This window comes from Streptomyces sp. NPDC030165 (assembly GCF_055573595.1).
In genome coordinates this window covers 87,120-112,104 of sequence record NZ_JBVIBD010000016.1, presented here as the reverse complement: position 1 = coordinate 112,104, position 24,985 = coordinate 87,120, and the positions used below count along the sequence as shown (strand labels likewise).

Annotated in this window: 18 protein-coding genes; 9 read left to right on the top strand and 9 right to left on the bottom strand. The window is 70.5% G+C overall.

The window, feature by feature from the left end; genetic code table 11:
- Nucleotides 1–198: 198 nt before the first annotated feature.
- The 4 genes from ACZ4Z1_RS27765 (at nucleotide 199) to ACZ4Z1_RS27750 (ending at nucleotide 4,375) form a co-directional block, all read left to right on the top strand.
- A complete protein-coding gene (locus tag ACZ4Z1_RS27765; RefSeq protein WP_468489464.1) occupies nucleotides 199–1,401 on the top strand; it encodes a hypothetical protein in 1,203 nt (400 codons plus the stop codon).
- Nucleotides 1,401–2,021, top strand: coding sequence for a hemerythrin domain-containing protein (locus ACZ4Z1_RS27760; RefSeq protein ID WP_468489356.1), 621 nt, complete (start codon nucleotides 1,401–1,403; stop codon nucleotides 2,019–2,021). Before ACZ4Z1_RS27765 ends, ACZ4Z1_RS27760 begins: the two co-directional genes overlap by 1 nt.
- 250 nt (nucleotides 2,022–2,271) lie before the next feature.
- The gene (gene ctaD / locus ACZ4Z1_RS27755; protein ID WP_468489355.1) at nucleotides 2,272–3,993 is read left to right on the top strand and encodes an aa3-type cytochrome oxidase subunit I; all 1,722 of its coding nucleotides are present in this window, start codon (nucleotides 2,272–2,274) and stop codon (nucleotides 3,991–3,993) included.
- Nucleotides 3,994–4,021: 28 nt separating this feature from the next.
- Nucleotides 4,022–4,375, top strand: coding sequence for a hypothetical protein (locus ACZ4Z1_RS27750; RefSeq protein WP_468489354.1), 354 nt, complete (start codon nucleotides 4,022–4,024; stop codon nucleotides 4,373–4,375).
- A 22-nt stretch (nucleotides 4,376–4,397) separates the two neighbouring features.
- Here the strand turns inward: ACZ4Z1_RS27750 and ACZ4Z1_RS27745 are convergent, their stop codons facing one another.
- The 5 genes from ACZ4Z1_RS27745 to ACZ4Z1_RS27725 form a co-directional block, all read right to left on the bottom strand.
- Entirely contained in the window at nucleotides 4,398–5,651 is a 1,254-nt protein-coding gene (locus ACZ4Z1_RS27745; RefSeq protein ID WP_468489353.1) for a cytochrome P450 family protein, read from the bottom strand.
- Between the two features lie 381 nt (nucleotides 5,652–6,032).
- A complete protein-coding gene (locus tag ACZ4Z1_RS27740; protein ID WP_468489352.1) occupies nucleotides 6,033–6,281 on the bottom strand; it encodes a WhiB family transcriptional regulator in 249 nt (82 codons plus the stop codon).
- A gap of 214 nt (nucleotides 6,282–6,495) precedes the next feature.
- Nucleotides 6,496–7,506, bottom strand: a complete 1,011-nt coding sequence (locus tag ACZ4Z1_RS27735) for an SMP-30/gluconolactonase/LRE family protein (protein ID WP_468489351.1) — start codon at nucleotides 7,504–7,506, stop codon at nucleotides 6,496–6,498.
- 60 nt (nucleotides 7,507–7,566) lie between these two features.
- Nucleotides 7,567–9,033 (bottom strand): amino acid permease, encoded by a 1,467-nt coding sequence (locus ACZ4Z1_RS27730; RefSeq protein ID WP_468489463.1) that lies wholly within the window; start codon nucleotides 9,031–9,033, stop codon nucleotides 7,567–7,569.
- A 333-nt stretch (nucleotides 9,034–9,366) separates the two neighbouring features.
- Nucleotides 9,367–10,761: a DUF5685 family protein gene (locus tag ACZ4Z1_RS27725; protein WP_468489350.1), complete on the bottom strand. Its 1,395-nt coding sequence runs from the start codon at nucleotides 10,759–10,761 to the stop codon at nucleotides 9,367–9,369.
- A gap of 374 nt (nucleotides 10,762–11,135) precedes the next feature.
- Here ACZ4Z1_RS27725 and ACZ4Z1_RS27720 point away from each other — a divergent pair, with 374 nt between their 5' ends.
- Nucleotides 11,136–13,103: an ABC transporter ATP-binding protein gene (locus ACZ4Z1_RS27720; protein ID WP_468489349.1), complete on the top strand. Its 1,968-nt coding sequence runs from the start codon at nucleotides 11,136–11,138 to the stop codon at nucleotides 13,101–13,103.
- Between the two features lie 107 nt (nucleotides 13,104–13,210).
- On the opposite strand, the gene ACZ4Z1_RS27715 is transcribed toward ACZ4Z1_RS27720, so the two are convergent.
- Nucleotides 13,211–14,494, bottom strand: a complete 1,284-nt coding sequence (locus ACZ4Z1_RS27715; RefSeq protein ID WP_468489348.1) for a hypothetical protein — start codon at nucleotides 14,492–14,494, stop codon at nucleotides 13,211–13,213.
- 521 nt (nucleotides 14,495–15,015) lie between these two features.
- On the opposite strand from ACZ4Z1_RS27715, the gene ACZ4Z1_RS27710 reads away from it, so the two are divergent.
- Together ACZ4Z1_RS27710 and ACZ4Z1_RS27705 are read left to right on the top strand one after the other, a co-directional pair.
- A complete protein-coding gene (locus ACZ4Z1_RS27710; protein WP_468489347.1) occupies nucleotides 15,016–15,867 on the top strand; it encodes an SCO4651 family lipoprotein in 852 nt (283 codons plus the stop codon).
- Nucleotides 15,868–16,384: 517 nt separating this feature from the next.
- The gene (locus tag ACZ4Z1_RS27705; protein ID WP_468489346.1) at nucleotides 16,385–16,879 is read left to right on the top strand and encodes an alpha/beta hydrolase; all 495 of its coding nucleotides are present in this window, start codon (nucleotides 16,385–16,387) and stop codon (nucleotides 16,877–16,879) included.
- Nucleotides 16,880–17,312: 433 nt separating this feature from the next.
- On the opposite strand, the gene ACZ4Z1_RS27700 is transcribed toward ACZ4Z1_RS27705, so the two are convergent.
- Together ACZ4Z1_RS27700 and ACZ4Z1_RS27695 are read right to left on the bottom strand one after the other, a co-directional pair.
- Nucleotides 17,313–18,848 (bottom strand): FG-GAP-like repeat-containing protein, encoded by a 1,536-nt coding sequence (locus ACZ4Z1_RS27700; protein WP_468489345.1) that lies wholly within the window; start codon nucleotides 18,846–18,848, stop codon nucleotides 17,313–17,315.
- Nucleotides 18,849–18,954: 106 nt separating this feature from the next.
- Nucleotides 18,955–19,482: a hypothetical protein gene (locus tag ACZ4Z1_RS27695; RefSeq protein ID WP_468489344.1), complete on the bottom strand. Its 528-nt coding sequence runs from the start codon at nucleotides 19,480–19,482 to the stop codon at nucleotides 18,955–18,957.
- A 365-nt stretch (nucleotides 19,483–19,847) separates the two neighbouring features.
- On the opposite strand from ACZ4Z1_RS27695, the gene ACZ4Z1_RS27690 reads away from it, so the two are divergent.
- Together ACZ4Z1_RS27690 and ACZ4Z1_RS27685 are read left to right on the top strand one after the other, a co-directional pair.
- Nucleotides 19,848–23,204: an ALF repeat-containing protein gene (locus ACZ4Z1_RS27690; RefSeq protein ID WP_468489343.1), complete on the top strand. Its 3,357-nt coding sequence runs from the start codon at nucleotides 19,848–19,850 to the stop codon at nucleotides 23,202–23,204.
- A 67-nt stretch (nucleotides 23,205–23,271) separates the two neighbouring features.
- A complete protein-coding gene (locus ACZ4Z1_RS27685) occupies nucleotides 23,272–23,670 on the top strand; it encodes a hypothetical protein (RefSeq protein WP_468489342.1) in 399 nt (132 codons plus the stop codon).
- A 192-nt stretch (nucleotides 23,671–23,862) separates the two neighbouring features.
- Here the strand turns inward: ACZ4Z1_RS27685 and ACZ4Z1_RS27680 are convergent, their stop codons facing one another.
- Complete coding sequence (locus tag ACZ4Z1_RS27680; RefSeq protein WP_468489341.1) at nucleotides 23,863–24,663, bottom strand: class I SAM-dependent methyltransferase; 801 nt, start codon at nucleotides 24,661–24,663, stop codon at nucleotides 23,863–23,865.
- Nucleotides 24,664–24,985: the final 322 nt, after the last annotated feature.

Here is a 24,985-nt window from a genome sequence, read left to right as displayed (position 1 = left end):
TGGACCGCCGCCCGCGCGGGCCCTCCTGCCCGAAGCCGGCGACCGTCGGCGTCGTGTTCGGCCCGGTCCGGCCGTCGGTCCCGAGCTCCGGATGGGCGTGCGCTGTCCGGGTGATCGCGGCGGGCTGCCGCTGTTTCAACCGCGGGGAAGGGGCACTCGGTGCTGGTCCGCCTCACCACGACAGGGCTGGAGGGCCTGATGTCGTTCAATCCCTTGGAGCAGCGGGGCATTCCCCTGGACCGGCAGGTGCGGAACTGGCGTGAGCTGAACGTGACGCCGATCGACCCGGACCACTGTGATCCGTACACGCGGTGCCGGATCATCACGATGAACGGGATCGAGGTCGAGGCGATCCTCTTCAGTCACCAACTGGCCCGGCACTGTCCGGACATGGAGATCAAGCAGCAGCTCGCCAGGACCCGCTACATCGAGGCGCAGCAGCAGAAAGCCGTCAACTGGCTGCTGCCGGGGGTCTCGTCGGTGCTGGAGACGACCATCGCGTACGAGCAGGTGGCCGTCGACCTGACGGCGTGGGTGGCGCGGATGGAGCCGGACCCGTATCTGAAGCAGGCGTACCAGTTCGGGGTACTGGAGGACTTCGACCACCTGTACCGGTACGCGAACCTGTACGAGATGATCGAGCACCGCAAGGCGGAGTCGATCGTGGACGGGCTGACCGAGGTGATGCCGGGCCGGCCCACCCCGCTGCATCACCGCCATCCGGTGGACAATGTGCGCGAGCCGTACGACCGGATCAAGACCGACCCGCTGTCGAAGCTGCACGCGCTGACGGTCATGTCGGCCGAGCAGCAGACGATGAACTTCTACATGAACACCGGCCCCACCTACATGGAGCCGATCGCCCGGCAGCTCTACCAGGAGATCGGGCTGATCGAGGAGGAGCACGTCACCCACTACGAGTCGCTGGTCGACCCGGGCGAGACGTGGTGGGAGCAGCTGGTCGACCACGAGTACAACGAGTGCTACCTCTACCACTCCTTCATGGAGCAGGAGAGTGACCCCAAGGTCAGGGCGATCTGGGAGCTGCACCTGAACATGGAGCTGGAGCACCTGCACATCGCCTGCGACCTGATGCGGCGTCACGACGGGCGGGAGCCGTCCGAGGTGCTGGCCCCGCAGCTGCCCAACGTGCTGACGTTCGAGCCGAACAAGGGCTACCTGCGGGAGCTGATCACCAACCAGCTGGACCTGACCACGCTGGGAGCGGGCTACGTGCGCGAGGCGCACGAGCGGTTCGAGGCGATGCAGGAGGCCCTCAACGGCGGTGCCACGCCGCCCAGTGACCAGGTGCTGGCCGAGCACGACAAGCTGATCGGCGGCGACTACCGGCTGGCGACCGAGGGCGAGCACCCGGTCGCCGACCTGCGGGGAGGCCGGTGATGGCCGCCGCGCACGGGGCCGACGAGGCTGTGGGTGCGGCGACGACCGATCCGGCCGAGGACGTCAATCCGGGCCCGGGCGTGGTGGCGCTGCTGATGGCGCAGCACGGGCAGATCCGCAACCTCTTCGACGAGGTCGAGCAGAGCAGCGGCGATGCCCGCCGGGACGCGTTCCGGCGGCTGGTGCGGATGCTGGCGGTGCACGAGACGGCCGAGGAGGAGGTCGTCCACCCGTATGTGAAGCGGGTGGCGGACGGCGGGGACGACATCGTCGCCGACCGGCTGGGGGAGGAGAAGCTCGCCAAGCAGGCCCTGTCCGCCCTGGAGGGCATCGACCCTGAGGACAAGGCGTTCCTGCCCCGGCTGCTGTCCCTGCGGACGGACGTGATGCGGCACGCCCGCGCGGAGGAGCGCTACGAGTTCTCCCAGCTGCGGCGGCTGGACGACCCGGGGCGGCTGGCTTCGATGGCCAAGGCTGTCGAGGCGGCCGAGGCGATCGCGCCGACCCGCCCGCACCCGGGTGTCGAATCCGGCGCCAAGAACGCCGTCCTCGGCCCGCTGGCCGCCATGGCCGACCGTACCCGCGACGCCGTCCGCAAGGCCCTGGGCAAGGACGGCTGACCTGCGGGGGAGGGACTGCCCCGTGGATGCGCGGTCGTCGTTCGGCGGGCGCGCCCCGTGGGGCGGTCGCCTGCCGCCGCCCGTGGGCCGGAAACCTGGCGCGGCATGTCTGCCCGCCTCCCCCCACAGAAGCCTGTTTTACGGTACGAATTTGCCCCATATCAGTAAATTTGTCTCAGCCGGGATTCGGGCGGGCATCGGCAGCTCGCATAGGCGCGGGCTTCCGGCTGGTGAGAGAGAGCGTGGAGCGGTGGCGGGACAGGCAGAAGCAGCAGACCGGGCGGCGGATCCCGGACCCGGTCCGGCGGAGCGCCGGCACCCGGGCGCGATCGTGGTGACGTGGCTGACGACCACGGACCACAAGAAGATCGGCTCGATGTACCTGGTGACATCGTTCGTCTTCTTCGGCATCGGCGGCCTGCTGGCTCTGGCCATGCGGGCGGAGCTGGCCCGGCCGGGGCTGCAGATCATTTCGAGTGAGCAGTTCAACCAGGCCTTCACCATGCACGGCGCGATCATGCTGCTGATGTTCGCCACGCCGCTGTTCGCCGGGTTCGCCAACGCGATCATGCCGCTCCAGATCGGCTCACCGGACGTAGCCTTTCCCCGGCTGAACATGCTGGCGTACTGGTTCTACCTCTTCGGGTCGCTGATCGCGGTGGGCTCGTTCCTCACCCCGAACGGCGCGCCGGACTTCGGCTGGTTCGCCTACACGCCGCTGTCGGACGCGACGCACACGCCGAACGTCGGCGCCGACATGTGGATCCTGGGGCTGGCGTTCTCCGGCTTCGGCACGATCCTGGGCGCGGTCAACTTCATCACCACCATCATCTGTATGCGGGCGCCGGGCCTGACCATGTTCCGCATGCCGGTCTTCACCTGGAACGTCCTGCTGACCAGCGTGCTGGTGCTGCTGGCCTTCCCCGTGCTGGCCGCCGCGATGTTCGCCCTGGAGGCGGACCGCAAGTTCGGGGCGCACATCTTCGACCCCGCCAACGGCGGGGCCATCCTGTGGCAGCACCTGTTCTGGTTCTTCGGCCACCCCGAGGTCTACATCATCGCGCTGCCGTTCTTCGGCGTCGTCACCGAGATCATTCCGGTCTTCGCCCGCAAGCCGATCTTCGGCTACGTGGGCCTGGTGGCCGCCACCATCTCCATCACCGGCCTGTCGGTGACCGTGTGGGCGCACCACATGTTCCCCACCGGCGCGGTGCTGCTGCCCTTCTTCTCCTTCATGTCCTTCCTCATCGCCATCCCCACCGGGGTGAAGTTCTTCAACTGGATCGGCACCATGTGGCGCGGCTCGCTGTCCTTCGAGACGCCGATGCTGTGGGTCACCGGATTCCTGGTGACCTTCCTGTTCGGCGGGCTGACCGGCGTCATCCTGGCCTCACCGCCGATGGACTTCCATGTCACCGACTCGTACTTCGTCGTGGCGCACTTCCACTACGTCGTCTTCGGCACGGTCGTCTTCGCGATGTTCGCCGGCTTCCACTTCTGGTGGCCCAAGTTCACCGGCAGGATGCTCGACGAACGCCTGGGGAAGATCCATTTCTGGACGCTGTTCGTGGGCTTCCACACCACCTTCCTCGTCCAGCACTGGCTGGGTGCCGAGGGCATGCCCCGCCGCTACGCCGACTACCTGCACGCCGACGGCTTCACCTGGCTCAACACCATCTCCAGCGTCGGTTCCTTCCTGCTGGGCCTGTCCACCCTGCCGTTCCTCTACAACGTCTGGAAGACGACGAAGTACGGCACGAAGGTCGAGACGGACGACCCGTGGGGCTACGGCCGCTCCCTGGAGTGGGCCACCTCCTGCCCGCCGCCGCGCCACAACTTCCTGACCATCCCGCGCATCCGCTCGGAATCGCCCGCCTTCGACCTCCACCACCCCGGGATCGCCGTGCGGGACCAGAGCGAGGACACCGGCCGCCGCGACATGGTCGAGCCCGGGCCGGGTGGCAGGAGTTGAAGGTCGCCGTCGGCCTAGGAGCGCGCTGATGGAAACGGAAGCCGGCCCCGGCACCGGCGCGGGCCTCGCACGGCTGGAGGGCTACCTCCTCCTGCACGCCGAACGCGACCGCGCGAGCCACGAGGCCCGTACGTTCGCCGACCGCCTGCCCTGGCTGACCACGGCCCAACGCGACGAGGTCATCCGCTGCTACACCGAGGAACGCCTCACCGCCACGCGCCGCGACCTCGAACGCATCCGCACCCGGTGCCACCAGCTCCGCGCCGAGTACACCGCCCACTATGAGGCGCTCCGCCACCGGCTCGTACTCACCTGCTGCGCCTTCGCGCTGACGGCTGCGGCCGTCTGCGTCCTCACCATGACCCTGTCGACCGGACGGTGAAGCACGCACGCCCCGGAAGCCGTCAGTTCCCGTGTCCTTCGTCCGGCGCGGGTCGGAGCACGGCCGGCAGCTCCCGATGGCCGTTGGAGACGAAGCTCGGCAAGGGGCGCAGCCGGCTCGGGGGGACGGCGAGGGTGAGAGCGGGGAAGCGCTCGAAGAGGCCGCGCAGGGCGATCGCGCCTTCCAGCCGGGCGAGTGTGGCGCCCAGGCAGGCGTGCACCCCGTGCCCGAAGGAGAGATGGGACTTGTCCGCTCTCGCGGGGTCGAAGTGGCCGGCGGTGGCACCGTACACGTCGGGATGCCGGTTCGCGGCCGCGTACGAGGCGAGGATCGCGTCCCCCTTGCGGATCGTCGGGCCGTGGCCGGGCAGCGGGATGTCCTCCACCGCGTACCGCATGGGCAGGTACGGGATCGGGGCCTCCCAGCGCAGCGTCTCTTCCACGACGTCGTGCCAGCCGACGCTGCCCGCCCGCACCTGGGCGAGCCGGCCGGGCCGGCTGAGCAGGGCGGTGACGGCCTGGTCGATCAGGTCGACGGTCGTCTCGTACCCGGCGTTGATCACGAGCAGGAGGGTGTCGAGCAGTTCCGCCTCGGTCAGGCGGGAGCCGCCCCTTTCGCTGTCCCGCGCCGCGATGAGTTCCGAGGCCAAGTCGTCACCGGGGGCAGCCCGCTTGGCGGCGACGAGACCCGCCAGCAGCGCGTACAGCTCCTTGACGTTGGCGCTCGCCTCGGCCGGGCTCAGTCCGGTGGAGAAGACCTTGTCGACGGTACGGCGAAAGTGCGGTACGTCCGCGTCGGCCAGGCCCACCAGGTGGCAGATGACCTGGATCGGGAGCGGATACGCGAAGTGTTCCCGCAGGTCCACCGGTCTACCGGGAGGCGTTGGGGCGAGGCCGTCGAGCAGGCCGGTGGTGATGTGCTCGATGACCGGTGCCAGGGTGTTGACTCGGCGCGCGGTGAAGGCGGGGCCGATGATGCGGCGCAGGCGGCGGTGTTCGTCGCCGTACGCAGTGAACATGCTCTCCACCGCCACCCACAGTTCCAGCGGCCAGACACCCGCGATCCGGTCGGGATAGGCGGGCCAGTGGCGGCGGGCGTCCTTCGAGACGCGGGGGTCCATGAGGAGCCGCCGCAGCAGTACGGGATCGGAGACCGCCCAGGCTTCGACGCCGAGCACGTCGACCCGCACGAGCGGACCGTGAGCGCGCAGCCGGGCGTCCTCGCCGTGCCGGTCACGGCCTTCGGGGTCCAGGGCGATGGCGGGCCGCTCGGTCATGTGGGGCTCCTCTGTATCCGCGGCCGGGCCGAGTGCGGGGCCGAGGCCCGGAATCCGGCCTGCCTGGGCGAAAGGGCCGTGCACAGCAGTGAGAGCGCGACGGTTGGTGAAGCCGGGGCGCCTGGTTCCCGATATTCGGACGCCTGGTTCCCGATGCGGCGGCTGGGCTTGCCCGCGCCGCCGTAGACTTTGCCGATCGTATCGAGCGTCTTACACCGTACCCCCCTCCCGCCCCGCGCGGGCGCGCGGGGCAGAACCGCCGTCAAGGCGGTCTTCGCGCGGCTTCGGGCCCGGTGACGCCAGGCCCGGTCAGTGACCGGGGCGGGTGCGCCGCCCCGGGATCAGATGCCAAGTCCCGGAGGAGTTCAGCGCCGCCGTCCTTCAAGCCGCCCGGCGTTTGCGTTGGCGGCGGGTGGTCAGCCTGCGGCGTTCCTCCTCGTCCGTGCCGCCGAAGATGCCGTAGTTCTGTCCGGTTTGCAGGGCCCAGTCCAGGCATTCGCCGGCCACCGGGCACCGGCGGCACACCGTCTTGGCGTCCGCCTGCTGCTGGGCGGCGGGGCCCGTCACCCCTACGGGGAAGAAGAGCTCCGGGTCCTCGTCCAGGCACGCTGCTTGCTCCCACCACTCCATGTCTGCCTTCCCTCGCCGAGATCGCCAGGAGGTTGTCTTCTGTCGTCGCAGGTCCCATGGAGTCGCGTGCCGGGGCAGGGCCCGGGCGAAATGACGGCACGTCAGCCGGCCCGGCGCCTGGGGCGGCGGGCTCGCGGGGGCGGGTATAGGGCCCCCTGTTGTCTGAGTCCGCACATGGGAACCTGGATGTCCCGGGTTCCCGTGCGGACAGGATTCAATCCCGTGAAGCGGAAGGCAGTCCGCAGACAGCCAGTGCGCGTTCGTGGAGGCTGCCCAGGACGAGGTGGCCTTCGTGTTCGCAGACGCTGGTCACCATGCGGTAGTCCGGGCTGCGGCGCCGCAGGTCGTGCACGATGCGGCCGGAGGCGTCGACCCCCAGGACCCCCGTGAGAGCGCTCGGCCGCGGGCGGACGCGCCGGGCCACGCTCCACGCGGCATGGCGCAGTGCCGGTTTCGTACGGTGCAGGCGGTCCAGGCCCGTGGAACGCGGCCCGGCCAGGGCCACCCAGAACAGGCCGCCGGGCCCGCGCGACATGTTGTCGGGGTAACCCGGCAGGTCGTCGGCGAGCACGTCGTGCTGTCCCGCTCGCGGTCCCGTCAGCCACAGCCTGGTCAGCCGGCGGGAGCCCGTCTCCGCCACGGCGACGAACGACTCGTCGGGCGCCAGGGCGACGCCGTTGGCGAACTGGAGGCCGTCCAGTATGACTTCGGGCGTACCGCCGGAACGTAGCCGGACCAGCTGCCCGGTGCCGGTGTGCTCCAGGATGTCGCCGAGCCAGTCCTCCAAGGGGTAGCGCCGGCTGGAGACGCTGAAGTAGACGGTGTCGTCGGCGGCTGCCGCGGCGTTGCTGCAGAAGCGCAGCGGGGCGCCGTCGACCGTGTCGACGAGGGTGCGCACCGTACCGTCGGACGGCTCGACGCGCAGCAGTCCCCGGCGCGCGTCGCACACCAGGACACCACCGTCGGCCAGCGGTTCCAGGCCCAGGGGCCGTCCGCCGGTACGGGCGACGACCTCGGCGCGCGGGGTGCCTGCGGGGGTGCCGGCCGCCTCGCTTCCCTCCTTCGGCAACAGGTCGAGCCGCAGCACCCGGCCGTCCTCCACCCCGGTGAGCACCCGGCCGGCCGCGTCCACCACCACGTCCTCCGGCCCCCGCCCGTCGAGCGGTACCGACCGCAGCGGCGGCAGGGGCATCGTCATCCGGCTGGTCTCGTATGCGTTGGCCATGCCCCTCTGACTACCCGGCGCCGAGGACTCTTACCAGAGGGCCGGAAGGCCCGCGGCCGGTCATCGGTTCACCTGGTCCGAGACGCGCTGTGCGGGCCGGTCCTGCTCCGTCTCCGGGAGATGGTAGGAGCGGCGGCCCGCGACGGCCCACCAGACGGTGGCCAGGGTCAGGACGAGAAGCAGGGCGACGGGCGCGTAGTTGAAGGTGGCGAGGGAGACGGGGTGGGTCTGGGGGAGGCAGAACAGGACGGTGACGAAGGCCACCCAGAGGACCGCGACCCGGCCGACCGGGACGCCCCAGCGGCCCAGGTTCCACGGGCCGGGCCGGAAGGTGCGGCGGTGGCGCAGGCGCAGGTAGACGGGGATCGCGTAGGCCGGGGTGATGCCGATGACGTTGATGGAGGTGACGGCCGCGTAGGCCGCCGAGGAGTAGAGGGAGGGGAGGGCGAGGACGGCGGCGACGGCCACGGAGAGCAGGACGGCGCGGGCCGGCGTACCCGTACGCGGGGAAACGTGCCGCCACCAGGCGGAGCCGGGCAGCGCGCCGTCACGGGAGAATGCGAACACCATCCGTGAGGTGGCCGCCACTTCCGCGTTGCCGCAGAACAACTGCGCGACGATCACCACCAGCAGCAGCGCCTTCGCCCCGCTGACGCCGAGCGCGTCGAGGAAGATCTGTGCGGGCGGCACGCCGGTCGGGGTGTCCCGCACGCCGGCGTAGTCCTGGATGGCGAAGGTGAGCCCGGCCAGCAGGAAGAAGCCGGCGACCCAGGACCAGCGGATGGCCCGGACGATCCCGCGGGCCGCGTTCACCTGCGCCCCGGTGGTCTCCTCGCTCAGGTGCGCCGACGCGTCGTAACCGCTGAAGGTGTACTGGGCCAGCAGCAGGCCGATCAGTGCCACGTACAACGTGCTGTTCCAGCCGGTGCCGTTGACGAAGGTGGTGAAGACGGAGGAGGGGGACCGGTGGTGGGCGGGCACCAGCCACAGGACGCCGACGATGAGCGCGACCCCGGCCAGGTGCCACCACACGGAGACGGTGTTGAGGATGCCGACCAGGCGGACGCCGAAGAGGTTCAGCGTCGCGTGCAGCGCCAGGACACAGACGTAGATGACCATGAGGGAGCCGGGGGTGGGCTCGAACCCCCACTGCAGGCCGGCGAACGCGCCCGCGAACAGGGCGCAGCCGTAATCGATACCGGCGATCGCGCCGAGCAGGCCGAGGAGGTTCAGCCAGCCCGTGTACCAGCCCCAGCGCTTGCCGCCGAGCCGGTCGGCCATGAAGTACAGGGCGCCGGACGTCGGGTAGGCGCTGGTGACTTCGGCCAGCCCGGCTCCGACGAACATGACCATGATGCCGACGACGACCCAGCCCCACATCATGACCGCGGGCCCGCCCGTGATCAGCCCGAACCCGTACAGCGTCAGGCAGCCGGAGAGGACGGAGATCACGGAGAAGGAGATGGCGAAGTTCGCGAACGGACCCATCCGCCGCTTCAGTACGGGGGTGTAGCCCAGCTTGCGCAGGAAGTCGTGGTCGGCCGGGGAGCCGGGCGGTGCCTGGCCGTCGCGGCGGGATCGCCTGGTGCGCGTCACGGAAGCAGCCTCCAGTACGGGATGGATGAGCCGTCGGCGCAAGGAAATGACCAGGGTGGCGGGTGTGTCGAGGCCCTTCCGGCCGGATGACCGGATATGTGGCCCGGGGGCCTGATCGTGACCGGTGGGCAGGGCTCGCGGCTCCGCCCTGCCGCGTCGATACGACGCTCCGCCTGCGTCGCGTCGATACGACGCTTCGCCCCCGTCACGTCGGCACGCCTGCGTAACGACGTGACGGGGGCGGAGCGGGGCGGCCGTACGGGATCAGCAGTCGCAGCAGCACCCGTCGCAGCAGCATGAGTCCGGGCAGCAGTCACACCCCTCGCAACTGTCACAGCAGTCGCAGTCCCGGCAGCAGCCCTCCCGCTTCTTGCGCGACCACGGGCCCTCGTACTCCTCCGCGCAGCAGAGCTGACACGTGCAGCAGAGCCCGATGGCGACCGCGCAGCCGGCCAGGAAGCCGCGGGGCTTCTTCGGCGGGCGGGGGGTGAGGTGCGGCAGCCCGCCGCCGTTCCCGAACCCACCACCGGAGCCGCCCCAGCCCCCGGAACCACCAGAGCCTCCATGGCCTCCCGATCCGCCCGATCCTCCCGGTCCGCCCGGCGGCACCGGCCCGCCCGCGTACGGGTTCTGCGGCCCGTTCAGGTGCTGCGGTCCGTGCCCGTACGGGCCGCCGGCCGGCGCCTGGCCGTACTGAGGGGCCGGGGGGTACGCCTGCGGCTGCCCGTACCCGTTGCCCTGACCGTACGGGTTGCCCGCCTGACCCTCGTACGGCCCCGCACCGTGCCCCTGGTGCGAGCACGACGCCGTACCGAAGGCACGGTCGACCGACCGCCGCAGCTCGTGCACGAGCAGGGCGTGCACCAGTGCGGAGTCGGCGAACTCCACGTCGCGCAGCGCGAGGCGGATGCCGTGCAGCGCGTCGTCGCACAGCCGGCGTGCCTGCGCCAGGGAGGCGCCGGTGGCGGCCAGCGGGTTCCAGGCCCCCTCGGCGGCGTCCGCGGCCCGGTCCTCCACGGCGTCGAGGAGGTGGGCCAGCCGCCCGAAGAGCCGGCCGGCCTCGGCCAGCGGCGCGGCGTTGCCGGGGCGGCCGGCGAGGACCGCGGTGTGCGCGAAAGCCGCGGCGGTCGCCGTCTCGGCGGGTTCGGTGATGACGGTCAACGGCGTGCCCGGGCCCGCGAGTTCCTCGATGCCGACCTGCCGGTCGACGGCGTCGACGAGGACGGACGTGTCGAAACCGAGCGTCGCGCCGGTACGGGCCCCGGCCCGGTCCCAGCCCGCGGCGACCTTGCGTGCGGCAGCCGCCGCCGGGCGGCGGCGCAGCAGCCCGTTCCGGTCGGCGACGTGGTCCCGTATCTTCGCCGAGGCGAGCACCAGCGAGACCGAAGCGGCCAGCCGCGCGCCCTCGCCCTTCGCCACCGAGGCGGTCCGCATCCCGCGCAGCGGGCAGGGCCCGGCGGTACGGCGCCCTGCCGCCGCCCGGCCGGACTGGGCGTCCGTCAGGACGGACACGATCAAGCCATCGTAATTGGTCACCACCCGGGCGAACTGCCCGTGGTCGCCGCGCAGGGCGAGGCACAGCCCGCACAGGTGCGCCATCCACTCCGCCTTGAGCCCCTGGGACAGGCGGTGGGTGCAGGGCCTGACGATTCCGAACACGTGAAGAGAACCCCCGTTGGACATCGGTGAACAGCTGTCGTGGCTGGAAATCGTATGACCCGGCGGGGCGGGGGAGGGTGGCGGTGGTCCGGGCGGCAAGGGTGGCCGCGGCGTTCCGTCGGATCGCACGGCTGGGACCGCCGGGTTCCACCGGATCGGGGGACGGGCGTGCCGGGGCGGGCAGGACGGGGCATAGCACGAGGCACAACGACCCGAGCCGGAGGAGAAGCCATGAGAAACACCGTGACGGCGCCGACCGGACCAGCCGGAGCCCCGAACCGTACCGCGCAGGCCCGCCCCCGACCCCGTCCCCGAATCCGTACCGCCCGCGTCCCCCGCGGCCGTACCGCGCACGCCGCATGGCCGGAGTCCCGGTGAGGAGCCGCGGCGCCCGGCCCCGGACCAAGCTGCCCGTTTCCGAGAGCGAACGGGTGCTGTTCGGCGGCGCCCTGCGTTACGACCTGTCGTTCATCCGCCACGAGATGCCCATGCTGCGGATGGGCCTGTGGACGATGGCCCGGCAGTTTCCCGCCATGATGGGCGCCGTCGCCAAGGCGGCCTGGCGTGAGGACCGTGTCGCGCTGATGGTGCTGCTCGGCGCGGAGGTGGGCCAGGGCGTCATGCGGGCCTTCACCCTGGTGGCCACCAACCAGGTGCTCGTGGCGCTGTTCGCGGCCGGGCCCACGCCCGAGCGGCTGCGCCAGGCGCTGCCCGCGCTGGCGGCGGTTGCCGTGGCCGCGGTGTTCTCGGCTCTGCTGTCGGCGGTGTCCACCGCGGCGTCCGGGCAACTGGAGCCCAAGGTCGAACGCGTCTGCACGGCCCGCTTCTACCACGGCGTGATCCGCGTCGAACTCGCCGCCCTGGAGGACCAGCAGGTCCACCGCACCCTGGACGCGGGCCGGTTCGGCACCGACGCCATCCGGATGATGCTCGGGTCCTCGATCGTGGTCCTCAACGCGCTGATCGGCCTGGTCGCCGCCGCCGGGGTGCTGCTCATGCTGCACCCGCTGCTCGTCCTGATGCTGTTCCTGGTGGCCGCCCCCAAGGGGTGGGGCGCCGTGCTCTCGGCCCGCCGCCAGTACGAGTCCCGGCACACCTGGATCGAGCACCGCCGCGCCATCTCCGTGATCACCCAGAAGCTCACCGACCAGGCGTGCGCCGCCGAGATCCGGGTGCACGGTGCCGGGCGGCTGCTGGTGGACGCGTACGCGGACATGTCCAGGACGGTGGAGCGCGAGCAGCAGCGGCTGGCCCGCGCCGAGGCCGCCACCCAGACCGTCGCCTCGGCGGCCTCGGGCCTGGCGTCGCTGGGCGCCTACGGCGTGCTGTGGCTGCTGCTGACCGGCGGCGGCATGCCGCTGGCCGTCGCCGGGACCGCCGTGATCGCCGTGCGGTCGTCCAGCGCCGGCCTGCTGTCCCTGGTCATGCAGTTCAACCGCCTCTACGAGGAGGCCATGTACCTCAAGGACTGGGAGGACGCCTGCGCCACCGCCCAGCGGCACGCCATTCCCGGCGGGGGAGCCCCGCTGACCGGGCCGCTGGAAGAGGTCCGGCTGGAGAACGTGTCGTTCACCTACCCCGGCGCCACCTCGCCCGCCCTGGACAAGGTGGACCTGACCGTGCCTCGGGGCACGGTCGTGGCGCTGGTCGGGGCGAACGGGTCGGGCAAGTCCACCCTGGCCAAGCTCGTGGCGGGCCTGTACCTGCCCAGCGACGGACGTCTCCTGTGGAACGGCACCGACACCCGCGACGCCGACCGCGCGGCCGTCTTCAGTCAAGTGGCCCTGCTCGCGCAGGACTTCCCGCACTGGCCGATGACCGCCCGCGCCAACATCCACATCGGGCGCAGCGACCAGCGGCTCGACCAGTGGCGCGTCGAGCGGGCCGCGGACGGCGCGGACGCCACCGATGTCATCAACTCACTGCCGTTCGGCTGGGACAGCCTGGTCGTCAAGGGCTTCGAGCGCGGCACCCAGCTCTCCGGCGGGCAGTGGCAGCGCCTCGGCGCCGCCCGCGCCCTGTACCGTGATGCCCCGCTGATGGTCGTGGACGAGCCGACGTCCGCGCTCGACCCCCGGGCCGAGATCGAGGCGTTCCAGGCCCTGCGGGCCCTCACCGACGACGGCACCACGGTCCTGCTGATCACCCACCGGCTCGCCGCCACCGCGACCGCCGACCTCATCTACGTCCTCGACGAGGGCCGCCTCATCGAGCAGGGCACGCACGCCCAGCTCATGGCCCTCGACGGTGGCCATTACCGTTCCCTGTACGAGATCCAGGCCGCCCAGTACACGAGCGCCGCACCCGATGCCGGGATCCCCGGCCCCGGACGCGGTACGTGAAGCACTCGCGCGAAACGGGCGCGGCTCGCCGTCTGCGCGTGCGTGACGCGGGGCCCCGGAAACACCGTCCGAGGCCCCGTGCATTCCGTGCGCGTAGCGGCGGCGGCCTATTCCGCCAATGACTTCGCGAAAAGGCCGTACAGCTTCTTGTACGCCTCGTCCTGCGTCGGGATGAGCACCAGTACGCGGACAGTCAGGTGGCCCTTGGCCGGGACGATGTGGACGCCCTCCGGCGGCGATCCGAGAACGACGTTTCCGTCGGAGCCGTCCGAGATGATCATTCCCCAGAAACCGGTCTCGAACTCCGCGGCCAGTACCGATCCGTCCGGGAGCTGGCCGAATCCGACGTGCCAGTGCTTCACATCGGTGTCACCGGCGAACATGGTGATGTCGTAGGAGTGGATGTATTTGTGGGTCTGCCAGTCCTGCCAGGAAGAGTTGAAGGTGCTCTCGACCCTGAGGTTCATGTCGGCCGCGGTGAAATTCACGGTCTCCGGCTCGGATTCCTGGCTGCCGCGGACGGCCTTCGCCGTCACACGGTGCTCCCCGAGCGACCAGCCGCCGTCGCGGGCGAAACTCCACAGGTTGCTGGTCACCTCGGCGGTGCCGAGCGAGGTGGCGCCCTCGGTGAGCGTCACCGTGTCGGCGTTGAACGCGACCCCGTCGACGGTGGCGCCGCTGTCCACCTCGGCGCCCTCCTTGGGCGAGCGGATGTCCACGACAGGCGTCGGCAGGGTGACGTAGAAGCGCAGCGGCGCCTTCCCGGACAGCACGTCGTCGCGTACGGCGACGGCGGAGAGGTCGTGCTGGCCGAGCGGCCAGTCGGCGTCCGGAACGTACTCCCACCTGCTGTCCTTGACCGGGCAGGTGCCCAGCAGCCCGGCCCCCTCGTAGAGCAGCACCTGCTGGACGTCGGGCGCCGCGTTGCCCTGGACCGCCTGCCGGCGCTCCTGGGTCTGCGCGCTGGGCGCTGGGGCGGTGAACACCGGCAGCGGCACCGGCTTGTCGAAGGCGAGCGCGGACTGCGCCTGGTCGTTCCAGGTGCCGGTGGAGCTGCCGGAGAGCGGGGTCCGCGTCAGGTCGGTGATCGAGGAGTTGGCGGGGACGGGCAGCTGCGAGCCGCCCTGGTTGGTCCTCGTGAAGAGGATGTTGTCCCGGTCGGTGTTGTTGACGACGCTGCTGACGCCGTCGTCGCTCTGGTCGAATCCGTAGTCGCTGAAGTTGTTCGCCGTGCCGTTGGCCGGAAGGACGAGAATTTTGGTGCGGGGTCCCCCCACGTTGTAGTTGACATCGGCGAACAAGGAGAAGGCGTTCTCAGGGGCAGCTTCCTTCCCCCGGCCGGTGATGACGTACGGCTCGTCGGTGGACTTGCCCTTACCGTTGACGGTCACTCGCGTCCCCATCTCGTCATCTCGTCGCTGCTGCGGTCAGCGACAGGCTGGCCCCGGCATGTGGCGCCGTCAATTGCGGAAGACTTGTTCGACCATGTTCAGGCCATACGGGGTGCCGGTTCGATTCCGGACGGTGAACGGCCGGAAACCGCGGTGCAATTCGCCGCTGCTGCCCCACGCGGCACCACCTGCACTCGCGTACCCTCGACCGGGTCGTCGACGATGGGGCGAACTCCATTTTGGGTTGTCCGCGTTCGATGACATCGCTCAATTACGGGGCCGGCCGCGACGCCGGTGCCGGGCCCCGTGATTCATCCGCGTACCGCTGGGCACTCGGAACTCCGTGACGCGCGGGGGAACGCCCCACGACAGCCTCACCGGCGGCCTCCGCTCCGCCACCGGCCGCACCGGCGTACGCGTACCGGGGCCACGGGCGGAGCGCACGGCACCGCCGGCCGATACGGGTTTGCGACCAGGAGGTCTCAGTGAGCTCAGTGAGAAAACGTCCGCGTCTCTTAGCGGTGGCGGCAGCCGGAACGCTCTCCCTGGCCTTCGTCACCGGCTGCGGCGGAGGGAACGACAAGGCGTCGGGCAAGGCCCCCTCCGGGCAGGGCGGCGCATCGGCTTCGCCGGGCGGCGCGGCGGACGGCCCGCAGGCGGTACGGGCCGCGCACCGGAAGACCACCGCCGCCAAGACCGCCAGGATGACGCTCCTCACCCGGGCCCAGAGCGGCGGCAACACCGCAGAAGTCCGCGGGTCGGGCGTGGTGGACCTGGGCAACGGCAGCAGCGAGCTGACGCTGCGGACCGGTAACCAGCAGGTTCACCAGCGGATGGTGGACGGGATCCTCTACCAGCAGCCGCCGGCGGCACAGCGGCAGCAGCTGCCGCAGGGCAAATCGTGGCTCAAGGTGGACCTGAAGAAGCTCGTCGAGCAGTCCGGCGGCAGTTCGCAGTACGAGGACCCGACGGCCTCCTTCAACTACACCAAGGGCATCAGCGACAAGGACGTCACCAAGGTCGGCACCGAGACCGTCGACGGCACGGCCACCACGCACTACAAGGTGTCCGTCGACGTGGCGGAGCTGGCCAAGGGCAACGCCCGGCAGGCCGAGCAGCTCAGGGCGCAGCTCGGCGACCGGCTGCCGCTCGACATCTGGCTGGACGGGCAGGGCCGGGTCCGCCAGGAGAAGGTCGAGGTCAAGCCGCAGGGCGGCAAGCAGGGCAGCAGCGGCGCGCGGACCGCCGTCAGCACCACGCTGAAATTCAGCGACTTCGGTACGGACGTGAACGTGACCGCGCCCCCGGCGAAGGACACGGTCGACATCACGGACAAGGCGGCGAAGCAGGGGCAGGGGACGTCGCGGTCCTGACGGTCCGCGGTCGTACCACGAAGGCGCCGGCGGGTGGACCGGCGCCTTCGGCACGTCCGCCGTCACCGCCGGGAGCTACCGGACGTAGCTCCCGGGAGTGACGACGACCACGGCACCCGGCCCATGGATTTCCGTCGAAGGCCATGCACGACGTCCACCCTCCGCCTTCCCGCTTCCGCATTCCCCTTCCCGTTCCCGACGTCCGAGTCCGACGGAAAGAAGCCGATGCGCCACAGATTCCTGCCCCGCGCGGCAGCGGTCCTGACCCTGACCGCCGCCGTCTGCGCACCCGCCCTCACCGCCCACGCCGGAAACGCGCCGGCCGGCCGGAAGGAAATCGCTTCGGTACGGCCGGACGCATCCCGGCTGACGTTACCCGCGCCCACGGGAAAGCACCCGATCGGCAAGACCACCTTGCACCTGAGGGACAACGAGCGGCCCGATCCATGGGTGCCCGGTGAGCGCCGGGAGCTGATGGTCTCCGGCCGTGCGGCCCTCGAAGAATCCCGCACCGTACATGACCGCCGCGGAATCCGAGGAGTATCTGAGAACCAGCGGCGTGAACGTGCCGCCGCGCATTCTGAGTACCGTACGCACTCACGCGACCCTGGACGCGGAACGGGCCGTGCCGCGCGGCGGACTCCCGCTGGTCGTACTGTCACCGGGCTTCGGCATGCCGCGCGCGACCCTGACCGGGCTCGCCGAGGAGCTGGCCGCACGCGGCTACGCCGTCACCGCCGTCGGACACAACTACGAGGCCCACGGCACCACCTTCCCCGACGGGCACACGACGCCCGGCGCGGCGTGCAAGGACACGGACCGGCAACGGGTCGGCGCCCTCCGCGCCTCCGAACATCAGTACCGGACGGTTCAGCGGCACGTCGTTCGGGTAGCGGAAATTTCCGTCCATATTGATGCCCGCCTTGATGAAAGCCCAGTCACATACCCGGCGGCCCCGACGGAACGTGGGACGACACATGGAAAGAACTCACCGGGTGGAAACGCTGGCTGAGCATCGACGGAACCGATCACCTTTCCTTCACCGACCTGGCGGCCCTGACCAAGAAACTCGGCATTCCGTTACAGGACCTGGACGGTGACCGCTGCGACGCCGTCACCCGCGCTCATGTGACGGCCTTCGTCGACCGGCATCTGCGAGGGAAGGAAAGCGCCTTGCTGGATGGTCCTTCGGACCGTTATCCGGAGGTGCGATTCCACCGACCGTAGACCGACGGCGCCCGGCCGCCTGGGCCGGTGTGCCGCTGGTGCCGTTGAATGTCGGTCGAGGGCTCGGTGCCGCGCGCAACAGCACGCGGCGTGACCTCTCCGGCCTCGGCGAGCTGTTCCACGCTCATGTCTCCGAACAGGCGCTGACGTTGCAAAGGCGGAGAGGGGCACCCGGGCTTGCTGCCGGGTGCCCCTCTCGTCATGCGCGGGTGCGGGGGTCAGGACGCGCTGGGCCACATGGCAGTGCGCGAGCCGATGGTGCCCTTCCCGTTGCCCGGGTAGAGGTACAGGCCGCCGGAGCTGTTGATGGCGGCGATGTCGGCCTTGCCGTCACCGTCGAAGTCGCCGCCCATGACGGCGCGGAAGGAGCCCCAGGTCTCGTCGGGCCACATCGCCTTGTCGTAGTCGAACGTGCCCTTGGCGTTGCCCTTGTACAGGCCGAGGCCACCGGTCTGGGAGACGGCGGCGATGTCGTCGCGGCGGTCGCCGTTGAAGTCGGCGGTGGTGAGGTGCTTCTTGGACCAGGTCTTGTCGTGCCAGACCTGGCGCTTGAAGCCGGACAGCCGGCCGTCCGTGGTGGTGGTGTACGCGTACAGCGAGCCGTCGTCCCAGATGGCCACGAGGCCGTCACGGCCCGAGTCGTCGGCCTTGTACCGGGCGAACTTGGAGACGGTCTTCCAGGAGCCGTCCTTGGCCATCGAGCGGGGCGAGCCCAGCTTGCCGCTCTTCGTGCCCGGGTACAGGTCGAGGTACCCGTCGACGTTGACGGCGGCGATGTCGGTCAGGCCGTCACCGTCGAAGTCGCCGGCGGTCATCGCGCGCTTGCGGCCCCAGGAACCGTCGTGGTTCCACAGCTCGCGGCCGTATTCGAGCTTGCCGTTCGGGCCGGTGTAAAAGACGTGCAGGTTCTTGTCGTCGAGGACGGCCGCGACGTCGGGGCGGCCGTCGCCGTTGAAGTCCGCCGCGGTGACGACGTCGGTGACATGGCCGTACATGGTCGTCAGCCGGATCTGCTGGACCCAGGTGTGCAGATCGTCGACGCGGGTTTCGACGGCGCCCGTACGGGTCTCCTCGGAGCCGAAGCAGCCGCCCTGCCACGAGGCGTGGTGGACCGCGACCAGTTCGAGGCCGCCGTTCTCCGTCTCGCGCAGGGCCGGGCCGCCGGTGTCGCCCATGCAGACGCTCGCACCGTCCTTGCCGGCGATGGCGAGCGTGGTCTTGTCCACCGCGTCCACGGAGAAGCCGCCGCTGTGCAGGCGGCCGGGGACCCATTCGTCCTTGGTCCGGCCGTAGCCGGCCACGCGCAGGGTCTCGTCCTTGGCGGGAGCCACGGAACCGACGGTGACCGGGGCGATGTCGTCGACCGGTGCGGACAGCCTCGCCATCACCAGGTCCCGGTCCGCACGCGGCACGAGTTCGGTGACGGTGCGCACCTGCCCGCTCTTGCCGGCCAGGTCGGTGCGCCCGATGGTGGCCGAGGCCGCCAGCTTCGGCTTTCCGGCGGCGACCTTGTCCTGGCCGGGGTGGTCGGCGAAGCAGCTGGCGGCCGTGAGCAGCCACTGGGGGTCGACCAGGGCGCCGGTGCAGGAGCGCTTGCCGCTGCCGATGTCGAGCTTCGCCGTGAACGGGTACGCCCCGTCCTTGGCGGCGTCACCCACGACGGCGTGGGCCGGGGTACCGGTCAGGACGCCGGCCGCGACGGCGGTCGCGGCCAGTCCGGTGAGCCATGCGGCGCGCGGACGTCTGCCAAACACTCTTGCTTCCTCAATTCTTGGGCGGGAAGGGGGCGGGGAAGGCGCTGAGGTGCTCGTGATGGCCGGCACGGCAGCGCCTGACGGGAGGGCCTGGGCCCGGACGGGGTTACTTGCTCGCGATGATTTCGAGCAGCGTGTGTTCCCGGCCCGCGGGGTCGGCGTTCTCGCCGATTCCCTTCCAGGAATTCTTCGGGATGTCGAAGGACTTCTTCTCGGTGCCGACGGTCATGTTGACCTTGGCCTTGTAGTCGTGGCTCTGCACGCCACCGACCGCGGGGACCTCCAGCGCGAGGTAACCGCTGTCCCCGGAGACCTTGAAGCAGAAGTCCGCGCGGTCGCGGGCGATGAACCTCAGCAGGTTCGGGCTGCTGTCGCATTCGGCGAGGACGATGTGGCCGTCACCGTGCTTCAGCTTGAGGTTCTTCTCCTTGAGGATGCGTTCCGCACCGGGGTAGGAGAAGTCCTCGATGGCGAGCGGGGGCTGCTCGGACGTGCCGGCGGCGGCCGAGATCCGGTCCGCGCGGGTGCCCGGGGTCTGGTCGGCGGCGCTGGCCGCTCCGGTCAGCAGGAGGGCGCCGGCGACGAGGGCGCTGCCGGTCAGGCCAACGGCCAGCGGCCGCAGGGGTATCCGCATCGATGACTCACGTTTCGGTTGGTGAAGGCTGAAGGGAGCAAACCGCCCCCCAGCGGAAGGATTATCACTCGCCGTCACACATCATCAAACTCTGATGCTTTGTTATCAAAGCGTCACCCGTCCGTCTATCAGCTCCCGTATCCCCCGATGCAGGGGTACTGCTCGCCGTCAAATGCAGGGCTGAGATGGGGAGTTGTCGTGCTTTGTCGGTCGCGCCTCTTGCGCTGGCGAGGCCCGTCGCCAGCGAAATGCCCACATTGTCAAGGTTTCGCTTGTGTGATCATGCTTTTCTGACGCGTGGCCGCGCTTCTCGACTTCAACAAGAGATTCCGGATGGGGAAGCACCTGACATGAAACCGTCAAGCATGCCGCGCCAAGTTCGGCAGCTGCGCGGCAGATTCACCGCCGTGGCCGCAGCGGCCACGGCTGCGGTGATATTCGGCACGACCGTGGCTCACGCGCTTCCGGCGCAGCCCGGCGAAGCGGCGCCCGCGCAGAACGCCCGCGCGCGGGCCGTGGAGGCGTGGAAGGCCGGCGGCGCGGCGACCAAGCGTGAGGCCGCCAAGGCGCTGACCGGCTCGGCCGCCGACATGAACGAGTTCCTCGGCGGTGCGCTGCACCGGGCCGAGGTGGAAGACGCCCGGTTCGCCATCCTCAAGACGATGGCGAGCGCCGGCAAGGGCGTGTCCGCCGCGTCGGACAAGGCACTGACCGGCTCCGACGAAGAGGTCCTCGCCTTCGTCAAGAACGGATACGAGAAGCCGCTCCAGGAGGACCGGCGCTTCGCGGTCCTGCGCGCCATGAACGCGGGCGGCAAGGCCGTCAACCGCGAAGGCCGGCGAGCCCTGGACGACGGTACGCCCGAGGTCCTGGAAAAGTTCCTCCAGGAGGGCCTGGAAAAGGCCACCGTCGAGGACAACCGCTTTGAAGTCCTGCAAGTGATGAACTCCGGCGGACCGGCGGTGAAGCAGGCCGCCGAGCGTGCGCTGAACGGGGACGCGGACGACATCGCCGATTTCCTGGAGCGCGGCCAGGAACTGGCCCGTGCGCGCGACCAGGAGTCGATGACGGTCGCGCAGCTGGCCCACGTCGCCACCGAGGCCGGCAAGAAGGCCAAGGTCCAGACCGACGCGGCACTGGAAGCCGCCGAAGTCGCGGACAAGGCCGCGGCGAAGGCCAAGGCGGCCGCCGAGGAAGCGGCGCGGCAGACCGCGGAGGCCAAGTCGGACGCGGACAAGGCCGGCCGCTTCGCCACCAAGGCCGCGCAGGCCGCTGAGGGAGCCGCAGAGGCGGCCCGCACCGCCATCCGGGCCTCCAACAACGCGGTGGCCGCGGCCCGTACGGCAGCGCGTGCCGCCTCCAACGCCGCCTCCGCCGCTGCCGCGGCGAGCCAGGCCGCGTCCCGCGCCTACCGCGCGGCGAACGCCGCCGTGTCGGACGCCGGACAGGCCAAGGCGGCCCGCCAGGCCGCCGAGCAGGCCCGCAACGCGGCGGCGGGCGCCCGTAGCGCCGCGGCCGCGGCCGGCCAGGCCGCGAACGCCTCCGCGGCGGCCGGCAGGTCCGGTGCCGCGGCGGCCAGCGCCGCCCGCAACGCGGCCGCGGCGGCCGAGGCCGCCGCGCAGTCGAGTGCCAGCGCGGGTGCCGCGCAGGCCGAAGCGGCCCACGCCAGGCGGGCGGCGGCCACGGCCCGTGCCGAGGCCAACCGCGCGACCACCGCCGCCAACAGCGCGGTCTCCCTGGCCGATCAGGCGGCCAAGGCGGCCCGCCAGACCCGCACCGCGGCCGACAACGCGGCCGCGCACGCGGACGCGGCGGCCAAGGCGGCCGACAAGGCCGCGGACGAGGCAGGCAAGGCCCAGGACGCGGCCAACAAGTCCAAGGCCCACGCAGAAGCCGCGCTCCAGGCCGCCAAGACCGCGGGTGAGGCGACCGAGCAGGCCACCGAGGTCTTCAACGTCGCCCGCGAAGCCGAGAAGAAGATGCTGGAGGCGGACCTCGCCGCGTCACTTGAGCAGGCCCGCGACGCCAAGCAGCTGGAGGACGAACTCAAGCCGGTCCTCGCCAGGCAGCAGACGCAGGCCGCCCAGACGGACAAGGAGACCAAGCAGCTGATCTCCGAGGCCGGCGAGAAGCTGGGCAAGGACGACCAGGAGGCCGTACGGGCGGCCCGCCAGGCGGCCGTCAACCTGCTGGCGAGCCAGGGCACCTGGACCCGCGCGGCCGCCGAGGACGCCCTGTCGGGCTCCGACGAGGACATGAAGGCGTGGATCAAGCAGGACCGGGTCGACGCCGAGCACCAGGACGACCGGGAGAAGACCGTCTTCTTCAGCCGGATCGGCACGCCCCGGACAGCGGCGGCTGCCGAGGCCGCGCTGGCCAAGGGGCCCGACGCGGTGCAGGAGTTCCTGACCAAGGGAGCCTTCGAGGGGCAGAAGGAGGAGTACCGCTTCAAGATCCTCAAGATCGTCAACGAGGCCGGCAAGGCGGTGAAGGACGCCGCGACCAAGGCGCTCGACGACGGCTCCACCGAGGCGCTGCACTCCTTCCTCACCGAGGGCTACACCAAGGCGCAGGCCGAGGACGACCGCTTCCAGGCACTGCGGCAGCTGGAGCAGGGCGGCCCGATGATGAAGGCCGCCGCGCAGGTCGCCCTTGAGGGTACGGACACCATGCGCCGTGTCTTCGTCGAGCGTGCCCAGTACCGCGCCGCCCAGGCGGACCAGGACGCGGCGGCCCACACCGCGGCGATCCAGGCCCAGATCAGTGTCGCGGCGAAGGCAACCTCCCTGGCGTACGAGAACGCCGAGACCGCCTTCGAGGCCGCGGCCCGCGCCCAGGGCAAGGCGAACGACGCCAAGAAGTACGCCGCTCAGGCCCAGGCCAAGGCGAAGGAGGCCCAGGGCCACGCCAACCGGGCGCAGGAGTTCGCCGACCAGGCCGACAAGTCGGCCGCCTCCGCGGCCGCCTCCGCCAAGAAGGCCAAGGCCGCGGCCGCCAAGGCACAGGTCGCCTCCCGCCAGGCCAACTACTCGGCCACCCAGGCCACCCACTCCGCGCAGCAGGCGGTCGCCGCGGCGGCCGGCGCCCAGGCCTCGGCCAGCCGTGCCAGAGCGGCCTCCATCGAGGCCGGCAAGGACGCGGCAGCCGCGCGTACGGCGGCTGCCCAGGCCAAGCAGATCGCCCTGCAGAAGCACGAGGCCGAGCAGCGCGCGGCCGCGGAAGCCGCACGCAAGAGGGCCGAGGAGGCCGCGAAGCAGAAGCAGCGGCCCGAGGACGACGCCAAGAACGACAAGGCGGAGCTGCCCGGCAGCAAGGGCGGCGGCAACGGCAGCGGTGACGGCGGTTGCCCGACGGGGAAACAGGACTGGTGCGACTGGGCCGGTTACCTGAGTGAGACCAGCACCTGGACGGGCTGGGGTGCGGCGGCTGCGAACCTGATTCCGGCCCCGGGCGTCGCACAGGGCGTCAGCGCTGTCGCGGGGGGTATATCCCTCGTCTCAGGAGTCGGCAGCAGCATCTTCACCGGTGTCGCCTATGGATTCGGCAGCGATGAATTCTGGGGGTCCGCGCTCGGTACCACCGTCGGCTTCGTCGGCGGCAAGTTCAAGACCGCCGTCTCGAAGGGTGCCGGTCTAGTAAAGTCAGGAGGCACAAAGGCCAAGGAAGTGTTCGGCGACGCCGCCGGTTCGATTTATTCGGGCGTCACCAGCCTGTTCGGTTGACCGGCCTCTGTGTATAGCTGAGCTGTGGGGCCCGCTCGCGGGCCCCACAGTGGTAAGGGAGAGAATCTTGCACGCCCCGCACATCTCCGAAAACGTCTGGTGGATCATCGCCGTCGGCACGACGGTCCTTTTCCTCGCGGTCTGGTTGCCCATGATGCCGACGTCCCGGTCCAAGACCCGGATCGCCATGATTCCCCTCGCCGGAATAGTTTTCCTGACGGTGCTCGGGAATCTGCGAGGGCACGATCTCGCGAAACTTCTGTCCATCTATTCCACCGTGTCCATCGGGCTGGTTCTCGGTGTCATAGGACGGCGTGCGGACATGCGCATAGCGGTGAAGCAGGGTGAGGACCCGCTGGGTACGCCGGCCGGCAAAGCGGCCCCGGCGAACAAGCGGCTGACGGTCCAGCTGTGCGCCGGGTTCGCCGTGGCGTTCGTCCTGTGGGCGTGGCTCAGCTGGGGTTAGGGCGCTTCTGATGGATCTCCGTGGCCTAGCGACGCCCGGCACGCACCCTCGCCGCACGGCGCGAAGGGACAGGTGGCTCCGCCACATGACCCTTCACACCGCACTCCCCCAAGCTCTTCGAGCAGGGGGGACCCCCAAGCGCACGCACCGAACGCCACTCGGTGCCCTCCACGGAGATCCATCAGAAACGCCCTAGCCCCGCGCAGATCCCGTGGCCGGGTGCCGGTCGATGCGCAGGGCGTGCTGTTCATGCGGCATGGTGTAGCCGCCGTCGGGGTCGGTGAAGTGGCAGCGGACGTACTCTTCGACGACGGAGCGCGCCACCAGAGGGGCGTCGCGGCCGTCTGCGGGGACGCTGAGGTGGAAGCCGGCAACCTTGACCGCTTCGTCGACGGAGGTGGTGCGGTAGCAGGCAGGGATGGTCTCCAGGCGGACCGTGCAGTCCCCGCCCTCGTGGAGAGTGGCGAACTCGTCCGCCAGCCCGGGAAGGTCGAAGCGGCAGCCGGTGAAGTGGTGCACCATCTGCATGACGGGGTTGTCGGGGTGCTGTAGCAGTACCACGAGACTGCCGCCGGGCTCGGTCCAGTCGACCAGGCGCTGCACGGTCGTGGTCCACTCCGGGCGGGGGATGTAGTACAGGACGTGGGACAGCAGAACGAAGTCGGCTCTGGTCCGGGGTTCGGCCTGCAGAACCGGGTCGGCCAGCACCTGGGCGTCCGGACAGGTACGGGCCAGGGCCCTGCGCATCGGCTCGCTCGGTTCGATGCACACCGTCCGGGCGAAGCGCGGGCTCAGGTGGCGGGTGGTGATGCCGTCGGCCGGCCCGATGTCGAGGTAGACGCGCCGGGAAGGCAGTCGCTGCACCACCGCGTCCAGGTAGGCATGGGTGTGGGTTCTTTCGTCGGTACCGGCGAGAAACAGGGTGAAGGCTTCCCGGTAAGCCTCTTCTTCCACGCGCAGCCCCCCGGCGGACGCGGACTTGTGCAGCGTCACGTAGTTCTCCTTCCTCGGCTTGACAATCAGCTTCCCGTCGTGTCTCCGGACATTGAAACCTGGGAAGTCGAAGCCCTCGGCCAGGTTGACCACTCGGGTCTTCTCCTCTTTGAAGGCCGGTCCTCGGGGTTTCAGCCGGAGGAAGAGCCGGTCTTAACTCGTCCACTTCCTCTTTCGCGCGACAAAACTCCACGAAGTCGTCCGCGTACCGCGTGCCGATGCCCCCGCCGGTGGGCTCGCGATGGCTCGGTCACTCCGCGATCCAGATCACGGCTGACATCCACGGGCATCTGACGCCTGAGGCCTGGCGCCGGAGCGAAGA